This window comes from Vibrio chanodichtyis (genome assembly GCF_028863985.1).
GTDB classification, from domain to species: Bacteria; Pseudomonadota; Gammaproteobacteria; order Enterobacterales; family Vibrionaceae; genus Vibrio; species Vibrio chanodichtyis.
Window position 1 is genome coordinate 158,529 of the sequence record NZ_JARBFT010000007.1, and the last position, 16,942, is coordinate 175,470.

General features: G+C 48.5%; 19 protein-coding genes and 1 other RNA gene. 8 read left to right on the forward strand and 12 right to left on the reverse strand.

The annotated features are described in order from the left end of the window. Positions 1–48: 48 nt before the first annotated feature. The 5 genes from PUN32_RS09415 to PUN32_RS09435 all read right to left on the reverse strand — a co-directional run bounded on the left by PUN32_RS09415 (position 49) and on the right by PUN32_RS09435 (position 3,073). Positions 49–519, reverse strand: a complete 471-nt coding sequence (locus PUN32_RS09415) for a SoxR reducing system RseC family protein (RefSeq protein WP_274722870.1) — start codon at positions 517–519, stop codon at positions 49–51. After that, positions 516–1,481 (reverse strand): sigma-E factor regulatory protein RseB, encoded by a 966-nt coding sequence (rseB, locus tag PUN32_RS09420; RefSeq protein ID WP_166014345.1) that lies wholly within the window; start codon positions 1,479–1,481, stop codon positions 516–518. Before rseB ends, PUN32_RS09415 begins: the two co-directional genes overlap by 4 nt. Next, entirely contained in the window at positions 1,478–2,119 is a 642-nt protein-coding gene (locus PUN32_RS09425) for a sigma-E factor negative regulatory protein (protein WP_274722872.1), read from the reverse strand. The genes rseB and PUN32_RS09425 overlap by 4 nt, the downstream gene beginning before the upstream one ends. A 73-nt stretch (positions 2,120–2,192) precedes the next feature. Next, complete coding sequence (gene rpoE, locus PUN32_RS09430) at positions 2,193–2,765, reverse strand: RNA polymerase sigma factor RpoE (RefSeq protein WP_274722873.1); 573 nt, start codon at positions 2,763–2,765, stop codon at positions 2,193–2,195. A gap of 149 nt (positions 2,766–2,914) precedes the next feature. Next, the gene (locus PUN32_RS09435) at positions 2,915–3,073 is read right to left on the reverse strand and encodes a hypothetical protein (protein ID WP_274722874.1); all 159 of its coding nucleotides are present in this window, start codon (positions 3,071–3,073) and stop codon (positions 2,915–2,917) included. Positions 3,074–3,404: 331 nt separating this feature from the next. On the opposite strand from PUN32_RS09435, the gene nadB reads away from it, so the two are divergent. Continuing rightward, positions 3,405–5,012 carry an L-aspartate oxidase gene (gene nadB, locus PUN32_RS09440; protein WP_274722875.1) on the forward strand — a complete coding sequence of 536 codons (1,608 nt, stop codon included), beginning with the start codon at positions 3,405–3,407 and terminating at the stop codon, positions 5,010–5,012. A 72-nt stretch (positions 5,013–5,084) separates the two neighbouring features. Here the strand turns inward: nadB and PUN32_RS09445 are convergent, their stop codons facing one another. After that, complete coding sequence (locus PUN32_RS09445) at positions 5,085–5,429, reverse strand: hypothetical protein (RefSeq protein WP_274722899.1); 345 nt, start codon at positions 5,427–5,429, stop codon at positions 5,085–5,087. Between the two features lie 49 nt (positions 5,430–5,478). Then, positions 5,479–5,739: an FAD assembly factor SdhE gene (locus PUN32_RS09450; RefSeq protein ID WP_274722876.1), complete on the reverse strand. Its 261-nt coding sequence runs from the start codon at positions 5,737–5,739 to the stop codon at positions 5,479–5,481. A 168-nt stretch (positions 5,740–5,907) separates the two neighbouring features. Between PUN32_RS09450 and ygfZ the strand changes: the two genes are divergently transcribed. Both ygfZ and PUN32_RS09460 read left to right on the forward strand, forming a co-directional pair. Then, positions 5,908–6,882, forward strand: a complete 975-nt coding sequence (gene ygfZ / locus PUN32_RS09455; RefSeq protein ID WP_274722877.1) for a tRNA-modifying protein YgfZ — start codon at positions 5,908–5,910, stop codon at positions 6,880–6,882. A 640-nt stretch (positions 6,883–7,522) separates the two neighbouring features. Next, positions 7,523–7,729 carry a DUF1107 domain-containing protein gene (locus PUN32_RS09460; protein WP_166014339.1) on the forward strand — a complete coding sequence of 69 codons (207 nt, stop codon included), beginning with the start codon at positions 7,523–7,525 and terminating at the stop codon, positions 7,727–7,729. A gap of 174 nt (positions 7,730–7,903) precedes the next feature. Here PUN32_RS09460 and PUN32_RS09465 read toward each other — a convergent pair whose 3' ends face one another. From PUN32_RS09465 to PUN32_RS09475, 3 genes are read right to left on the reverse strand one after another with little or no spacing between them, the layout of a single operon-like run. After that, entirely contained in the window at positions 7,904–9,133 is a 1,230-nt protein-coding gene (locus tag PUN32_RS09465) for an FAD-dependent 2-octaprenylphenol hydroxylase (protein WP_274722878.1), read from the reverse strand. Between the two features lie 11 nt (positions 9,134–9,144). After that, positions 9,145–10,359 carry a 2-octaprenyl-6-methoxyphenyl hydroxylase gene (gene ubiH / locus PUN32_RS09470; protein ID WP_406707986.1) on the reverse strand — a complete coding sequence of 405 codons (1,215 nt, stop codon included), beginning with the start codon at positions 10,357–10,359 and terminating at the stop codon, positions 9,145–9,147. A gap of 39 nt (positions 10,360–10,398) precedes the next feature. Then, a complete protein-coding gene (locus PUN32_RS09475) occupies positions 10,399–10,974 on the reverse strand; it encodes a YecA/YgfB family protein (RefSeq protein ID WP_274722879.1) in 576 nt (191 codons plus the stop codon). Between the two features lie 241 nt (positions 10,975–11,215). Between PUN32_RS09475 and PUN32_RS09480 the strand changes: the two genes are divergently transcribed. From PUN32_RS09480 to serA, 5 genes are all read left to right on the forward strand, one after another. Next, entirely contained in the window at positions 11,216–11,521 is a 306-nt protein-coding gene (locus PUN32_RS09480; RefSeq protein WP_274722880.1) for a cell division protein ZapA, read from the forward strand. Positions 11,522–11,534: 13 nt separating this feature from the next. Then, positions 11,535–11,719, forward strand: a non-coding RNA gene (ssrS, locus tag PUN32_RS09485) — 6S RNA. A 3-nt stretch (positions 11,720–11,722) separates the two neighbouring features. Continuing rightward, positions 11,723–12,307: a 5-formyltetrahydrofolate cyclo-ligase gene (locus tag PUN32_RS09490; RefSeq protein WP_274722881.1), complete on the forward strand. Its 585-nt coding sequence runs from the start codon at positions 11,723–11,725 to the stop codon at positions 12,305–12,307. 102 nt (positions 12,308–12,409) lie between these two features. Further along, positions 12,410–13,066 carry a ribose-5-phosphate isomerase RpiA gene (gene rpiA, locus PUN32_RS09495; protein WP_274722882.1) on the forward strand — a complete coding sequence of 219 codons (657 nt, stop codon included), beginning with the start codon at positions 12,410–12,412 and terminating at the stop codon, positions 13,064–13,066. A gap of 244 nt (positions 13,067–13,310) precedes the next feature. Continuing rightward, complete coding sequence (gene serA / locus PUN32_RS09500; RefSeq protein ID WP_166014333.1) at positions 13,311–14,540, forward strand: phosphoglycerate dehydrogenase; 1,230 nt, start codon at positions 13,311–13,313, stop codon at positions 14,538–14,540. 107 nt (positions 14,541–14,647) lie between these two features. Here serA and ilvN read toward each other — a convergent pair whose 3' ends face one another. Together ilvN and PUN32_RS09510 are read right to left on the reverse strand one after the other, a co-directional pair. Further along, positions 14,648–15,142 carry an acetolactate synthase small subunit gene (ilvN, locus tag PUN32_RS09505; protein WP_166014332.1) on the reverse strand — a complete coding sequence of 165 codons (495 nt, stop codon included), beginning with the start codon at positions 15,140–15,142 and terminating at the stop codon, positions 14,648–14,650. 1 nt (position 15,143) lies between these two features. Continuing rightward, a complete protein-coding gene (locus PUN32_RS09510) occupies positions 15,144–16,865 on the reverse strand; it encodes an acetolactate synthase 3 large subunit (protein ID WP_274722884.1) in 1,722 nt (573 codons plus the stop codon). Positions 16,866–16,942 lie beyond the last annotated feature (77 nt).

The window sequence follows — 16,942 nt, forward strand, 5'->3', positions numbered from 1 at the left end:
TTCAAGTGGGGCGATTCTACCCAATTTCGGTTGGGTTCGCATCATAATTTAGGCCAGTGGGATCCCCAGTTTACGCAGTACGACCACTTGCTGCTCCGAGCACCGCTCAAGCACTGCGGCATAATGTTTGGCCACCCATACGCCAAGCGCAATCGACAATAGTGAAGTGAGGATCACCACACTTTCGCCCATCGCTAACCATGGGGCGAGCCATTGAGTGCCAAACCAAGCACCAAGTAGCATAAAAAACAGTGGCAACAGATACACTAACGCCGCCGATTGCAACAGGCTTTTTTCTGGCAAACCGATTTCAACCACTTCTCCTGCCTGTAATGCTTGCTGGGTGTGTAGCTGCCATAATAGGGCTTTACTACCCAGCGCTTTCGATACAATACCAGTGCCACAACTGCTGGATGATTGGCAGTGGCTACAACTGGTTTGTTGCTGACAGCTCAAAGTAACCTGAAAGCCTTGTTGAGTCGCGACCACTTGAGTGACGGTCGCCAACGCGGTCATCATGGTGCTGGCACTCCCGCCACATTGATCAACACGGATTGAGCGATCCGCTGCGCGGTTGCTGGTGGAATATCGCCGACTACCGAAATTTCATTGTCACCTTTGACTAAACTGTGCAAGGTTCGCCGACCTTGTCGCACCAATTGACCTTTCAATGAGTAATTATCACTGGCCGAAATATACACCGAGAAATTAAACAGGCCGTCAGAATACATTTGACTTTCTACTAGGCGCTCGGTGATCGCCATACGATAGCGATTCAACTCCATCGCCTGAAAACCTTCTGGCACCCAGCTTACTTGCCAAAAAGTTTGTTGCATGCTGCCTTTGGGTAATTTCAGCACTTCTGGCAGTTGGACCGAATTCAATCCAGCCATCAGCTCAGCTAACCGTTCACTGATCGAATAGGAAATGGTACGATATTGCTCTAAGACTTCACCATCACGATCCAGCAAGTCTGCGCGTAACGGTAAATGGCTCTTCTCATCAACCCATAACACATAGGAATAGCGCAAGCCATCTTTCGGCACCACACGCAACACCTGGCAAGGGACACCCGCTTCGCGCGCCCGGCCGATTTTGACAAAATCGTAATACTGACTCAGTTGGGCAACATCACTATTAATCATTGGCATGGTTGGCGCGACCATCTCGCTCGACTCGATGGTAAATGGTTCGACGCCAGGCTCAATATAGCTCACTTCATCGCCGCGCCGGATCACTTCACGCACCGGACCACTTAAATACACTAGATGTGCCAATTGCTGCTGATCTTGACGCACATGACGATACAACAGTGGCTCAATGCTGTTTTTCTTAACCAAGATATATGAGAGTTCGTAATTAAGATGTTGGCTGGCTTGGTTCATCTGATACAACAACGCCTCTGCAGGCTGTTCTTCTGCAAAGGCGGTTGTTGAAGTGGCACAAAACAGCGTCAGCGCACTGATCAAAAATTTCTTCATTCCGCAACCGATTCAACTGAATGTTGGTGAGAAACGGCATTCTCACTATTTAAGCGTAATTGCAATTCATAGTCCTGCAGCAAGGCATTTACACGGCGGCGCTGCTCTTGCATAGTACTATCTGGTGCATGCTTTTCAACCGAGTCACGCGTCAAACTGACAGGTTCGGCACTGCCGGCCAATGGAATAGTTTGCAATACGGGCAACTCACCATCGATCGCCGAGCTCTGCCCGGCATACTGCTGAACACCAAACACCACCGCCAAACAAACCGAGGCAGCAATACCAAATTGACTCAATTGCGACCACCAAGCCGGCAGTTGACGCTTGGCCTGTTGTGGTGTGGGTTGCTCTGTCAGCTTAGTTTGCTGCAGAGCAATCACATTGTGGGTATCACGTAATGAATGGTTTTTATCACGCAATAAATTATGAGCGGGTTCATTTTCCAATGCCAACGCAACGCTTTCAGCAATATTCCACTCCTTTGCTACTGGCGCATCACCGCGCAGCACATCACCAATTAGGTGGTAATTGCCCCAAGTTGTACATGCTTGAGGATTGTGAGCCAATTGTAAAATCAGCTCATTGTCGATCATCTCGCCATCCATGAGTGCTGAAAGTTTTTGTTTGTCAGCCATTCTGTTCACCATAGTTATTACGCAATGTTATTACGGAACGTTATTACGAAATTCGCTTGCGACCGAGCTTGCATTACAAAAGCGGGCTAATTCTCTTTTCGACCGCCTCACGCGCGCGAAAAATTCGAGAGCGCACAGTTCCTACCGGACAATCCATCACTTCCGCGATTTCCTCATAACTTAAGCCTTCTAGCTCACGTAAGGTCATTGCCGTTTTCAAATCATCAGGTAATGCATCTATCGCATCGAACACTGCCCGTTTCAATTCGTTGGACAACGTAATGTTCTCTGGGTTCGATATTTCTTTTAATGCATCACCACCTTCATAAAATTCAGCGTCTTCAGCATCAACATCACTAGCGGGTGGGCGTCGATTCTGCGCCACAATGTGATTTTTCGCAGTATTCACCGCTATACGGTATAGCCAAGTATAAAATGCACTGTCACCACGAAAAGTGGGAATGGCTCGATACGCTTTAATAAACGCTTCCTGCGCCACATCCGCTACATCGCCAGAATTGCTGATGTATCGGGAAATAAGGTTGCAGACTTTATTTTGATATTTCAAAACCAAAAGATTAAACGCTTGCTTATCCCCATTCTGAACTCGCTCAATCAATACTTGATCGGTCAGTTGCTCGTTCATGCGAGCGGTCACTCCTATTGTTATGTCCCTCTACCCTCTCAGATATGGGTACTCATTATGCGAATTATAATATTGACATCACTGCTTATATGAGCACCTTTGAGACTCGCTATCATTGATAAAGTTCATTAGTCAGTAAAATATTTTGCTTAAAACCCCATCAATCCAGCCCATTCACCGCCAACATTAAGCTGACAGGCCACAGCACGCCACTTGACCCTACGGCGTAATCCCACGACTAGCGAGATATCTAACACGCCGGAATAGAGAGCGAGTAATATGACAATAATATTTACAAACGATTGCATTTAGCGCGATGATAATAGCAGGATTTACCCCGTGCAAACGATGCAAATTTTTCGATAATTTTTCGCCACTTACTGCTGGCGAATTTATTTTTCGCGCAACGGTTCCGGAGTTATACCCAAACAACTTGGAGTTGCAGGTAGGCGGCAAGTGAGTGAGTCCCCATGAACATAGGCAAACTATGTGATTGGGGTGAGCGAATGTAGCCAACACCGCTGCAACTTCAAGTAGGAAGGGTATATTGCTCATCCTCAGTCAAGCTTGGTTGTGAGATGAGCAAATTAAATAGATTTCGAGTTGGATAACTCACACAGTTTGGGAATCAGCAATTTTATGAACGCAGACCGAGAGCATCAATGCGATGTATTAGTCATAGGAAGTGGCGCGGCAGGCTTATCGCTTGCTTTACAGGTCGCTCAATACGGAAAAGTCGTAGTATTAAGTAAAGGACCACGCAGTGAAGGCGCCACCTTTTATGCACAAGGAGGAATTGCCGCGGTATTTGATGAAACCGATAGTGTCGAATCTCACGTGCAAGATACGCTGATTGCCGGTGCGGGTATCTGTAATGAACAAACTGTGCGCTTTATCGCCGAACACGCCAAAGAGTGTGTGCAGTGGTTGATTGATGGTGGCGTGCCGTTTGATCAAGCCGAAGATAGCAATACTGAACATCCTCGCTACCATCTGACCCGCGAAGGGGGTCATAGCCATCGACGCATTTTACACGCGGCGGATGCGACCGGAATGGCGATGCAAACCTCACTACAAGATAATGCCCACCACCATCCGAATATTACCGTCCTCGAACGCCACAATGCGTTAGATCTAATCACTGAAGATAAGATTGGAGGTGATGCCAATAAAGTGGTCGGTGCTTATGTATGGAACCGTAATGCTGAACACGTAGAGACCATTCGCGCGAAATTTGTGGTGCTGGCCACTGGTGGTGCATCGAAAGTGTACCAATATACCTCAAACCCAGATGTCTCTTCCGGAGATGGAATTGCGATGGCATGGCGAGCCGGCTGTCGAGTTGCCAACTTAGAGTTCAACCAATTCCATCCAACCTGCTTGTATCATCCCGAAGCGCGCAACTTTCTGCTCACCGAAGCACTGCGCGGTGAAGGCGCATTTTTACGCCGTCCCGATGGCAGCCGTTTTATGCCCGATTTTGATGTGCGAGCCGAACTGGCACCACGCGATGTAGTTGCGCGCGCCATCGACTTTGAGATGAAACGCTTAGGTGCTGACTGCATGTATCTGGATATCAGTCATCAACCGGCTGATTTTATCGAAAAACATTTCCCGACCATCTATTCACGCTTGATGGATTTAGGGATTGATATGACCAAAGAGCCGATCCCGATCGTGCCTGCCGCCCACTATACCTGTGGTGGTGTGGTGGTTAATCCACAAGGCCAGACCGACCTTAAACAGTTGTATGCGATTGGTGAAGTCAGCTATACCGGTTTACACGGTGCTAATCGCATGGCCTCAAATTCACTGCTGGAATGTGTGGTGTACGCTTGGTCAGCCTCGCGCGATATTATTGCGCAATTGCCACAGGCAACTATGCCGGATCCGCTACCACGTTGGGATGAAAGTCAAGTGACCTGCTCTGATGAAGAAGTGGTATTGCAGCATAACTGGCATGAGCTACGACTGTTTATGTGGGACTATATGGGCATTGTGCGCTCAGACAAACGTTTAGAGCGGGCAATGCGCCGGATTCAGTTGTTGCAACAAGAAACCCATGAGTATTACAGCAATTTTCGCGTCTCCAATAACTTGCTAGAAATGCGTAACTTACTGCAAGTGGCCGAATTAATGGTACGCTGTGCCATGCAGCGCAAAGAGAGCCGCGGTTTGCACTATACGCTCGATTATCCGGATCCGCTGCCGCACAGTGGCCCAACTATTTTAGTGCCCGAGCGATAAGTGCCAGAAAAGTGAGTGCCAGAAAAACTAGGCACAGTTTAATCACTTGCCACGATCCCTGAGGACACCATTTCAGGCTATCGGCCAATCATTACGGGAGCAATTAAGCTCCCGTTTTAATCGCACTAACAGTTGTCGATAGGTAATGGGATCACAGCTATCACGCCAGATCAACCAAGCTTGCCCCTCGCCTTGTAAACGGATAAACCACGGCGCGTACAGAGTATCGATCGCCTTAAAACTCAACTGCTGCTGGCCAATTTGCAACTGGCCGCTAAAGGTCAGATCCACTTCCCCCGCTAAACTAGGTGGCATCCACACCCCGCGTCGATGACCATGCCAGATCCAAGCCGCAAAATAGGGCACCAGCAGCAAAGGTATTGCCGATGCGATGAGCACCCAGCCCATCAACATGATTAACAACAGAGCGCTGAACTGAGCGTAACGCGAAGGAATAAAGATCAGCTTAACGGTGTTTGCTGAGGTTATGAGCGACAATTTTATCCACCATCGCCGCAAGACCTAAATTCTCACAGCGGCCTTGCCCCATCACCCAACGAAAAAGATCGGGATCGTCACTTTCCAATAACGCCACAAAGTCCTGTTGTTCCGATTCTGACAGCGAATCAAAACACTCTTCGAAAAAGGGCATGATGACCACATCAAGCTCTAACATCCCACGACGGCACGCCCATTTGATGCGCGCTTTTTGTTCAGCGGTGTACATTGCTTTTCCTTACCTGCTGGTTGTGTATAACACAATCGTTTGCTATGCCTTAGAGTGTAACAAGCCCCCCCACCCACCGCTAGTGACTCAATCACACTCCCTGTTCAAGCTGACAAAAAACTTGATCCCGATTAACATAGTCACACTTTTTCCTCAGCGGTGTATAACATGGACTGGCAAAATCATTTTTCCGTGCTCAATCTCTCTTCTCACGATCCGCTCCCTGAATTGATGCTCACTCACCTCACTGACTGGGGAGTCATCACTATGGTGGGCGCGGATAAAAAAGCCTATTTGCAAGGTCAAGTCACCTGCAATGTGGTTTCGCTAACACCACAACAAGTCACCTTTGGCGCACACTGTGATGCCAAAGGTAAAGTGTGGTCAGTATTTCGTCTATTTCATCATCATGATGGCTACGCGATGCTACAACCTCGCTCAGCCATAGCCACCGAACTGCGTGAGCTGAAGAAATACGCCATTTTCTCTAAAGTAGAGATCACTGAATCTAGCGATATCGGCTTGGGTGTTATGGGCAGCCAAGCCGAGGCGTGGATTGATGGTTTGAGTGCATCTCGCGACGATGTTCGTCACATCGAAGGCGGCACCGCGGTACGCATTAGCCCACTACGCTGGTTACTTTTGCTCGATCCAGCACACGTACAGCAATATGTCGCAGCCTGGCAGGGCTTGTGTGTTGAGCAAGCCATTTGGACACAGTTGGATATTGCTGAAGCAGTGCCGGTCGTCACCGCAAGCGCGCAAAATGAGCACATTCCACAGGCGCTCAACCTGCAAGCGTTAGATGGCATCAGTTTTAACAAAGGCTGTTATACCGGGCAAGAAACCGTGGCTCGCGCCAAATACCGTGGCATCAACAAACGCGCGATGTACTTGGTTAAAGGTAATTTAACCGCCCCACTTGAGCCACACCAGCCCATCACTCTCGAACGTGCGGTCGGCGAAAACTGGCGCAGTGCGGGAACATTACTGACCCATTACAGCTTTACTGACCAGATTGCGATGGGCCTCATGATCTTACCCAATGATCTGGAACCCGACGTTGAACTGCGCTTAACTAATCAGCCAACCACACATTGGCAGATCCAGCCATTACCTTATTCACTGCTGGATGAGTCGTAAACAAGCTTACCACCACAGCCTGAGCCGCCAGTGTTCTGCGCGGATCAGGCCAGTTAACCACGACACCACATCACTCTCGCTTTAGCTGTAACAGCGTGCATTTTTTACATCACGCTGCGAGCCTCTTCAAATAAATCAATCGCAGACAAAGAATTTATAGTCATAATAAAAACATAATTAGTCAAACAACGCACAATCATCTAGGCTATACCACGTTGATTGACATATTGAGCACCCAAGTTGGCTCTTTATTTATCAATGGAAAAGTGAATTAACTGAATATTCAAGTTAGCCACTTTTTGTGTAATGCATCTGTGACTATTTGCCCGCTTAATCGCGGGCTTTTTTTTACCATCAAATAACCACACACTTACTCAATGAAAATTTTTTAGCTTTATTCTTAAAATTGTCATAACTGGCTGGCTTAATGCTGACTGCTTATTCAGCACCGACTGCCAGATATCAGAATAAATTTCAAGTTTGATCATACAAGACTGAATATTTGACTGTAAATTTGTCTAGTTGTGCACAGATACTCTAAATCATCGATAACCACTGCGTATTTCACCAGAGATATCACAGTATTTTTATGCGGATTTTTTTACACTTATTCGTGCTAGAACAATGCAAGGATCGAGCTATGAGACTGTTTAAGCGCTATACACCAGGTATGATTGCTAAACATGTAAGTCGTTTATTTAAAGGTCGAATTTATATTTATGGGATAGGTAAATTTGAGTTTGATCACGGTAAATTACAACTGCCAGAACAAGCGGAACAGCGCCACTATCAAACCGTGAAAGAAGTCAATCAAGCGATCATGAAGCTGCGCTGTGCTTATGCATAAATCAGCAAATAGTCGTTGGCGATACTGCCGTGCTAGCGGGGAAGGTAAACTCCCCCTTGTGCAGTGGTGAGAAATCAGCGATGTCAAACGGAGCGAGCTTTAAACTGTCGCGCAAGAAAAATTCACATAACCGAGCTCAAAATCAACAATGCTGATTTATCGCACGAGTTTGAATTAGTAGACACGCTCTAACCACACCTGCTTAGCCAATTCAGGCAAATCGCCTTTTAAGCCCAGTGCTCGCTGCATAATTTCATGTTTTGCCCCCGGCAATTGTCCGACCAAATGCATGCCAATGCCACGGATCAGCTTTTTGGCTGGGTTATCACCAGCAAACAAATCGCGGAAACCTTGCATCGCGGCAATCATTTTGGCCGCTTCGGCTTTGCGCCAACGTTCGTAATGGCGCAGATGACGCAGCTCTCCAATATCACGATTTTGCTGCCACACACTTAGCAGCTCTTGCGCCAAGCTGGCCGCATCCAACAAACCTAAATTGACCCCTTGCCCAGCTAATGGGTGAATGGTATGCGCTGCATCACCAACCAGCGCCACTCGCGGGGCGACAAAATCACGGGCATAACGCATCTTCAATGGCAAAACTTGCCGCTCTCCAACCACTTCACACAATCCTAAACGCGCATCAAACTCGGCGGTCAAAGCGCGATTAAACTGTGCAGCACTCATATTAAGCAGCGCCTCCGCCCGTGAAGGTTCGGTGGACCAAACCATCGAACTTAAGTGCGGATCCGACATAGGCAGCAAAGCCAGCGGCCCTTGGGCAGTAAAGATCTGCCGAGCCACTTGCTGGTGCGCTTCACGGGTACGTACATTGGCCACCAGCGCACTGTGCCCGTAATCCCAGTGGGTTAACGGAATATTCATTTGATGACGCAACCAAGAGTGAGCGCCATCCGCCCCCACCACCAGCTTAGCACTGAAGGCTTGTCCATTACTCAAAGTGAGCCAAGCTTCGCTCTCACCAATCGCAATGCTTTGACAAGTGGCTGGCACATGCAACGCAACATTGGCTTGTTGTTTTACTTGCTCTAACAGGGCTAACTGAATCACTCGGTTTTCAACAATATGGCCGAGATTAGGTTGCATCATGGCGTCGGCATTAAATTCAATGCGCGCAAAACTGTCTTGCTCCCATACCTCCATCGCCTGATAAGGTGCAGCACGACGCGCAACAATGCCTGACCATGCATTGAGATTACGCAGCACAATTTCACTTGAGCGGCTCAGCGCTGAAACTCGCACATCAGGCAGAGGGGTTAATTGATCATTCGCTACATGGCTTTCGATCACGGCAATGCGCAAGTCACTCTCTTTGAGTGCGGCCGCTAATGCCAAGCCAACCATACCGCCACCGATAATCACCACATCGACACTTTGCATCATTTTATTACCTATTAGCGGTTAACTAAGCCGAGGGTACGGCGCAATAACGGCGTTTTTAATAAGGGAAGATGATCGATCATCATCAGACCGAGGTTGCGCCCAACGCACATTGGCCACCACGGATTGGAAAATGTATGCACCAAGCCAGTGGTAAGCTCGATGGTGGCGGCGCGGTCGGCCTGACGCAACTGAGAAAAACGCTGCAATAGTGCATACTCGCCAGCATCTTCACTATGCGCAATCTGCTCGGCTAAAGTCGCAACATCACGTATCCCAAGATTAAAGCCTTGCCCTGCAATCGGATGCAAAGTTTGCGCCGCATTCCCCACCAGTGCAAAGCGATGGGAGATATTTTGCTCACGGTAACGGAGCAGCAGCGGATAGACATTACGCTGGCCGACTTGGGTAAACTCGCCTAACCGCCAACCAAACGCTTGCTGTAAGCGGTGTAAAAATTCGCGATCCGTACAAGTAAGCCACTCATCGACTTGCGCAGGTGGCAAACACCACACCAGTGACAAGCGATCTTGACTCATCGGCAACAAAGCCAGCGGGCCATACGGGGTAAAGCGCTCGAAAGCGCGTCCGGCATGTGGCTGAGCAGTGGTGAGATTGGCAATCAGCGCCACTTGGGCAAAATCATGCTCATGCATGGTTAACCCTAAGGCTTGGCAGCAGCTCGACATGGCACCATCAGCGGCCACCAACAGCTTACCGCGTAAGCTTTCACCACTATCCAACTGTACGCTAACCCAATCCGCTTGACGCGTAATATGGCTCACGCGATGCGGCATAAACTGCCAAAGCGCAGGATATTGCACCATCAGCTCAGCGTAGATACGCCCAACTTCGGCCAATTCGACCACATAGCCCAACGCCTCAATCCCCAGCGATTCTCGCTCAATCTCGGTCATCCCCGCATGAAATTGATCCGACACGTGGATCTGCGCAATCGGCGTGGCGACGGGACGCAAGCTCGGCCAGAGTTGTAACTGTTGCAGAATCTGCACCGAGCCATAAGAGAGCGCAATACTGCGCGCATCAAAACCAGGATGCGCCGCATGATCTGCGGCAACCGCGTCAATCAATGCGACTTTTAGCCGGCCTTGGCTGAGTTGCTGTAAGGCAAGCGCGAGCGTCGCCCCGGCCATTGCACCGCCAGCGATGATCACATCAAACATCGGTGGCAAATCACGATTGTGTGTGCTGGTGTCGGTGCCTGTCATCACGCTTCCTTAGTCATACTTGATAATCATGCTCGATGATTAATGTAGTGTTGGGGTCTGATCAGAGGTCGGTTTGGCCCCAAACTCAGCATGCAATACCCATACACAAGCTTTGAGATGCTCAATCACTTGCTCTAATAATTCACCCTGCTCGGCTAAATCATCCTCTTCATCAATGCCCAATTTAGACATCTCTTCCAGATCATCGAGCGCCTCTTTGGCTTGTGCTGAAGCGCGCGGCAGATCCGCGCCACTTAAGCCGAGCCCAGAGATAAAGTGGTTAATCCACTCTGCCACGGCATCCGCGAGTTCAAACAAGGCATTCTCACCTTCCTCTTCTGGCAGTAGCAAAGAGAGTTCAAGATCGGTTGCCACTAATTCGGCATGAGTAGCAACTAGCGTTTGTTCTGCACAGGCTAAAGCACCCGTTGGCCACCCCATACCATCATTGGTGTAATCAAACAGCAGCGCTTGCCAGCTTTTATCATGCACATTTAAGCCCCCCGCCAACATGCCGGTCAGTAAACCTTGTAATTCAGCGGGACTCATCGCGAGAGATGCACTATGAAGTTGGTCGGCTAAGGCAAGATAGCTAGGAAGTGTCGGTTTGGTCATGTAGGATCCACTCAGCGAGAAATTTCACTAATCCTATCACTTCAACGCCACAGCGAAAATGCTCAGCTGCGGTTGCTGCTTAGCTTTTGCGCAAATTGTCCAAATCATGAGTTTTCAAGCGTGGATTTATCCGCTTGCGACCAGAAAGGCTTGAATCTTGTTTTGGCTTTACCTATAGTTCCACCTCAATGGTCACTAGAGCGGATTGATCTTTTCGATACGCCAAAAGAGTTCATTTATTATGAGTAATCAAGCGGTTGATATTGAAATTTTGGGCAAAGTGACCCGGGTAAATTGCCCAGCAGGTCAAGAAGCGTCTTTACTTCAAGCAGCGCAAGATCTCGACCATAGATTGAAAGAAATGGCAGAGCGGACTAAAGTCACCAATGAGGTGAAATTATTGACCATCGCGGCGCTCAACATCTGCTATGAATTACAAACAAAGCAACAAGAAAATGTAGGTGCTCAGTCACAACTGAGTCAGCGCATGGAACAGCTCACCACCTCATTAGAAGCCGCATTGCAAAATGTGCAGCTGAACAAATAAGCGCAAGCATTGATTTACCCTGGGGTGTTCGTCAGTGGATTTACGTCCCCTGAGCCGATAAGCAACATAACAGGATTGGTATTGGGTAGCTATTGAGCAAGCTCGGCTTGTACCGAGAAGCCTACGGTTACCATTATTGATCCGCCTTGAACCTGCAGGTTCAAGGGCTACAATCCTCAACGGCACCCTGGGGTTCCCTTTATGACCGATCCTCGTACTCAGCTTCGCCAGCAAATGCGTCTGCGTCGCCAAGCGCTATCCGCTTTACAACAGTGCACGGCCAGCCTGCAACTGATTGACCGTTTTGCAACCCTGCCAGAACTCTCCACCGCGCAGCGCATAGCACTGTATCTTGCCAACGATGGTGAACTCGATACGCAACCATTAATCGAGTGGTTATGGCAACAAGGTAAGCAGGTCTATCTGCCCGTATTACACCCCTTTGCCAAAGGGCATCTGCTATTTTTGCACTACCATCCTGATACCATCATGAGCGAAAATCGTTACCGTATTCGCGAACCAAAACTCGATCAACGCTTGATCTGCCCGGTCAAACACCTCGATATCATTGCCACACCATTGGTGGCGTTTGATCGCTATGGCCAAAGACTGGGCATGGGCGGCGGTTATTACGATCGTACTTTAGCCCCTTGCTTACATCATCAACCCGCCGTGTTACCGGTGGGTTTGGCACATGATTGCCAGCAAGTTGAGCATCTACCCACTGCAAGTTGGGACGTTCCGTTGCGAAAAATTGTGACCCCCAGCAAGGTTTGGCAGTGGTAACCGATCAATTGCTCAGTTTGACCTGCGCCAAAGGATGACTTGCCGTTGCGGTTTGGGGTTATAATCGCGCCGCGCAAGATAAACGCTATTTTGGAGATAGGCATGACTCAAGATGAAATGAAAAAGGCCGCCGGTTGGGCTGCCCTAAAGTACGTAGAAAAAGGCAGTATTGTCGGTGTGGGTACAGGTTCGACTGTCAATCACTTCATCGATGCACTTGGTTCGGTTAAAGATCAAATCAAAGGTGCCGTGTCTAGCTCGGTTGCATCTAGCGAGAAATTAGCCGCGCTCGGTATCCATGTTTATGACTGCAATGACGTTGCAGAGCTGGACATCTATGTCGATGGTGCTGATGAGATCAACCCACAGCGCGATATGATCAAAGGCGGTGGTGCTGCGCTAACTCGTGAAAAAATTGTTGCCGCGATTGCCAAAAAATTTGTGTGTATCGTCGATGGCAGTAAAGCGGTTGACGTACTGGGTGATTTCCCTCTGCCGGTCGAAGTGATCCCAATGGCGCGCTCTTATGTTGCGCGTGAACTGGTTAAATTGGGCGGAGATCCGGTCTATCGGACTGGCGTGATCACCGACAACGGCAATGTAATCCTCGATGTACACAATATGCGCATCAGCCACCCTAAAGATTTGGAAACCAAGATCAACGGCATCGCCGGTGTAGTCACGGTCGGTCTTTTTGCCCACCGCGGAGCGGATGTGGTGATCACCGGCACGGCACAAGGCGCCAAAATCGAAGAGTAAGCGAACAGGGCATCGCCCTTTTCCGTTATTCGCTTACAAACGGCGCCCATCGGTGCCGTTTTTTAGGCTTTTTTCTAAGAAAACTCTGTCTTATTCCGTAATTTTCTTACCCAAAGCCAAAAAAGTTTGTTAGTTTAATGAGCAGAAGGCGCACAAGGAAAACGTTTGCTTTTCTAGATCATGACTCAACTTTCGAACGACGGCGCCAGTTAGCCCACCTTCCCATTGTTTTAAGGACGATAAAATGGCCAAAGTTTCACTGGAAAAAGACAGAATTAAGATCCTCCTGCTTGAAGGACTTCACCCCTCTTCAGTTGAAGTACTGCAAGCGGCCGGTTACAGCAATATTGAATACCATAAAGGTTCGCTTGAAGAGGCTGAATTGATCGAAGCGATCAAAGATGTGCATTTTGTGGGGATCCGTTCGCGTAGTAATCTGACAGAGAAAGTGATCAATGCGGCCGAAAAACTGGTCGCGATCGGTTGTTTTTGTATCGGTACCAACCAAGTCGACCTTAATGCCGCCGCTAAACGTGGCATTCCGGTGTTTAACGCACCTTTCTCAAATACCCGTAGTGTTGCTGAACTAGTGCTCGGTGAAATTCTACTGTTACTGCGCGGCATCCCCGAGAAAAACGCCCTCGCCCATCGTGGCATTTGGCAAAAAAGTGCCGATCACGCCTATGAAGCGCGTGGCAAACGGTTAGGTATTATCGGCTATGGTCATATTGGCACTCAGCTTGGCATCATTGCCGAAAACTTAGGTATGCAGGTTTATTTCTATGATATTGAAAATAAACTCTCTTTGGGTAACGCGACTCAAGTGCATACCCTCAGCGATCTGCTCAATAAATGTGATGTGATTTCGCTGCACGTGCCAGAAAATGCTGGCACCAAAAACATGATGGGGGCCGATGAATTTGCCCGCATGAAGCCAGGTTCGATTTTTATCAACGCAGCCCGCGGTACCGTGGTTGATATTGCAGCGCTATGTCATGCATTGGAGTCAGGTCATATTGCTGGCGCAGCGATTGATGTGTTTCCGGAAGAGCCTGCTTCAAACAAAGAACCGTTTACATCGCCTTTATTGCAATTTGACAATGTCATTTTAACCCCACACGTCGGCGGCTCAACCCAAGAAGCACAAGAGAACATTGGTATTGAAGTTGCGGGTAAACTGGCCAAATATTCAGACAACGGTTCAACCCTATCCAGCGTTAACTTCCCTGAGGTATCGCTGCCTGAGCATCGTAACTGCTCGCGTCTGCTGCATATTCACGCCAACCGTCCAGGGGTGTTAACTCAAATTAATACCATCTTCGCCGAGGAAGGGATCAACATCGCCGCCCAGTATCTGCAAACCACCGCAGAGTTTGGCTATGTGGTGATTGATGTCGAAACCGCTCGTTCTGAAGAAGCATTAACTAAGCTAAAAGCGATCGAAGGCACCATTCGCGCTCGTATTCTGCATTAATATGCTACACCGCCATCCAGCTATCACTGGATGGCGGTGATCTCGGCTGATAAAGCAAAAAAGCCAGCGCTTGAATAACGGCTGGCTTTATTACTTCCGGTGGATCGTTAAGCTCGTAGTGCGCGTTCTCCACGTGCAATGCCGACCACACCACTGCGTGCAACTTCAATCACTTCGGTGACTTCCGCCATCGCATCTATAAATGCATCCAATTTTTCACTCGCACCAGCCAACTGAATGGTGTACTGCGCTGCACTAACATCGACAATTTGGCCGCGGAAAATATCCGTGGTACGTTTAACTTCAGCGCGAGCAAAACCAGTAGCTTTGACTTTCACTAGCATCAGTTCACGTTCAATATGCTCACACTCCGTTACCTCTTGAACTTTTAACACATCGATTAATTTATGCAGTTGTTTCTGGATCTGCTCTAACTGCATCTCATCGGTTTTGGTAGTGATATTGAGCCGTGACAAAGTGGCATCATCGGTTGGCGATACATTGAGCGTTTCAATATTGTAGCCGCGCTGTGAAAACAGCCCAACTACACGTGATAAAGCGCCCGGTTGGTTTTCCAATAGCAGTGAAATTATGTGTCTCATGTTAAGTTCGCTCCGTTTTGCTCAACCACATTTTGTCCATCCCCTCGCCTTTGATCTGCATGGGGTAAACGTGCTCAGTTTCATCGACATGAATATCGACAAACACCAGACGATCTTTCATCGCCAGCGCTTTTTCCAGCCCGGCTTGCAACTCATCAGGATGGGAGATACGGATCCCCACATGACCATACGCCTCGGCGATAGCGGCAAAATCGGGAACTGAACTCATGTAGGAGTTGGAGTGACGTCCTTGATAAATAATATCCTGCCACTGTTTGACCATTCCTAGGAAATGGTTGTTTAAATTAATAATTTTTACCGGAATATCGTATTGCAGTGCGGTTGACAGCTCTTGAATATTCATCTGAATACTGCCATCTCCGGTGACCACTAACACCTCTTGCTCAGGCAGGGCAAATTTCACCCCCATCGCTGCGGGCAAACCAAAACCCATAGTGCCTAAACCACCAGAGTTGATCCACTGCCGTGGCTTAGCAAATGGATAATAAAGCGCAGCAAACATTTGGTGCTGACCAACATCCGAGGCAATAATCGCGTTACCTTGGGTAAGGCGATATAGCGTCTCGATCACTTGCTGTGGCTTGATCCGCTCAGCGGAGGTTTGATAGGCCAAGCATTGGCGATTACGCCAGACTTGGATCTCACTCCACCAACGATCTAATGCAACCGGATCATTACGCTCAGCGTTCTCTTCAAGAAGCTTGATCATGCCATCCAGCACTTGGTCGGCAGAACCCACAATCGGCAGATCGACTTTAACGTTTTTTGAAATCGATGAGGGATCGATATCAATATGCATAATTTTCGCGCTCGGGCAGTACTTCTCTAAGTTGTTGGTCGTACGGTCATCAAAACGCACCCCGATCCCAAAAATCAGATCGGCGTGATGCATCGCCATATTGGCTTCATACACCCCATGCATCCCGAGCATACCGAGCGAGTTTTTATCGCTACCGGGAAATACGCCCAGCCCCATTAAAGTACTCACCACAGGTAAATTGAGCGCTTGTGCCAATTGGCGCACCTGTCGCTCGGCATTGGCAATCACCGCTCCGCCACCAATATAAAGTACTGGTTTTTTCGCGTCTAATAAGGCACGTAAGCCTTTTTTGATTTGCCCTTTATGACCCGCCGTGGTCGGGTTATAAGAGCGCATTTTGATCGTATCGGGATATTGATAAGGCAATTTATGCAGCGGGTTCATCACATCTTTCGGAACATCGATCACCACAGGACCCGGCCGCCCGCTGGCGGCAATGTAGAAGGCTTTTTTAATCGTTTCCGGTATATCTTGCGCTTTTTTAACCAAAAAACTGTGTTTCACAATCGGTCGTGACACGCCGACAATATCACACTCTTGAAACGCATCATTACCAATCAAGTTGGTCGCGACGTTGCCCGAGATGACGATCATCGGGATCGAATCCATATAAGCGGTCGCAATGCCAGTCACGGTATTAGTCGCGCCCGGTCCTGAGCAGACCAACACTACTCCGGGTTTACCCGTCGCACGCGCATAACCGTCGGCCATATGAGTCGCGGCTTGTTCATGACGAACTAAAACGTGTTTGATTTGATCGGTTTTTTCATGCAGGGCATCATAGATATCGAGTACCGAGCCACCTGGATAACCGAAGATTTGCTCGACACCTTCATTGATCAGAGACTGCACTATCATCTCTGCGCCAGATAACATTTCCATATTGTCTCCTTACCAACCAACCTTATGCTCGGTCAGCACAAGGCTTGGTTTTACATAGTTTAGGGCTTATTGGTAGC

Bases quoted from the DNA above. Each gene is read 5' to 3' on its own strand.
- PUN32_RS09415 (WP_274722870.1), bottom strand. From the start codon at position 519: ATGATGACCGCGTTGGCGACCGTCACTCAAGTGGTCGCGACTCAACAA.
- rseB (WP_166014345.1), bottom strand. From the start codon at position 1,481: ATGAAGAAATTTTTGATCAGTGCGCTGACGCTGTTTTGTGCCACTTCA.
- PUN32_RS09425 (WP_274722872.1), bottom strand. From the start codon at position 2,119: ATGGCTGACAAACAAAAACTTTCAGCACTCATGGATGGCGAGATGATC.
- rpoE (WP_274722873.1), bottom strand. From the start codon at position 2,765: ATGAACGAGCAACTGACCGATCAAGTATTGATTGAGCGAGTTCAGAAT.
- PUN32_RS09435 (WP_274722874.1), bottom strand. From the start codon at position 3,073: ATGCAATCGTTTGTAAATATTATTGTCATATTACTCGCTCTCTATTCC.
- nadB (WP_274722875.1), top strand. From the start codon at position 3,405: ATGAACGCAGACCGAGAGCATCAATGCGATGTATTAGTCATAGGAAGT.
- PUN32_RS09450 (WP_274722876.1), bottom strand. From the start codon at position 5,739: ATGTACACCGCTGAACAAAAAGCGCGCATCAAATGGGCGTGCCGTCGT.
- ygfZ (WP_274722877.1), top strand. From the start codon at position 5,908: ATGGACTGGCAAAATCATTTTTCCGTGCTCAATCTCTCTTCTCACGAT.
- PUN32_RS09460 (WP_166014339.1), top strand. From the start codon at position 7,523: ATGAGACTGTTTAAGCGCTATACACCAGGTATGATTGCTAAACATGTA.
- PUN32_RS09465 (WP_274722878.1), bottom strand. From the start codon at position 9,133: ATGATGCAAAGTGTCGATGTGGTGATTATCGGTGGCGGTATGGTTGGC.
- ubiH (WP_406707986.1), bottom strand. From the start codon at position 10,359: ATGACAGGCACCGACACCAGCACACACAATCGTGATTTGCCACCGATG.
- PUN32_RS09475 (WP_274722879.1), bottom strand. From the start codon at position 10,974: ATGACCAAACCGACACTTCCTAGCTATCTTGCCTTAGCCGACCAACTT.
- PUN32_RS09480 (WP_274722880.1), top strand. From the start codon at position 11,216: ATGAGTAATCAAGCGGTTGATATTGAAATTTTGGGCAAAGTGACCCGG.
- PUN32_RS09490 (WP_274722881.1), top strand. From the start codon at position 11,723: ATGACCGATCCTCGTACTCAGCTTCGCCAGCAAATGCGTCTGCGTCGC.
- rpiA (WP_274722882.1), top strand. From the start codon at position 12,410: ATGACTCAAGATGAAATGAAAAAGGCCGCCGGTTGGGCTGCCCTAAAG.
- serA (WP_166014333.1), top strand. From the start codon at position 13,311: ATGGCCAAAGTTTCACTGGAAAAAGACAGAATTAAGATCCTCCTGCTT.
- ilvN (WP_166014332.1), bottom strand. From the start codon at position 15,142: ATGAGACACATAATTTCACTGCTATTGGAAAACCAACCGGGCGCTTTA.
- PUN32_RS09510 (WP_274722884.1), bottom strand. From the start codon at position 16,865: ATGGAAATGTTATCTGGCGCAGAGATGATAGTGCAGTCTCTGATCAAT.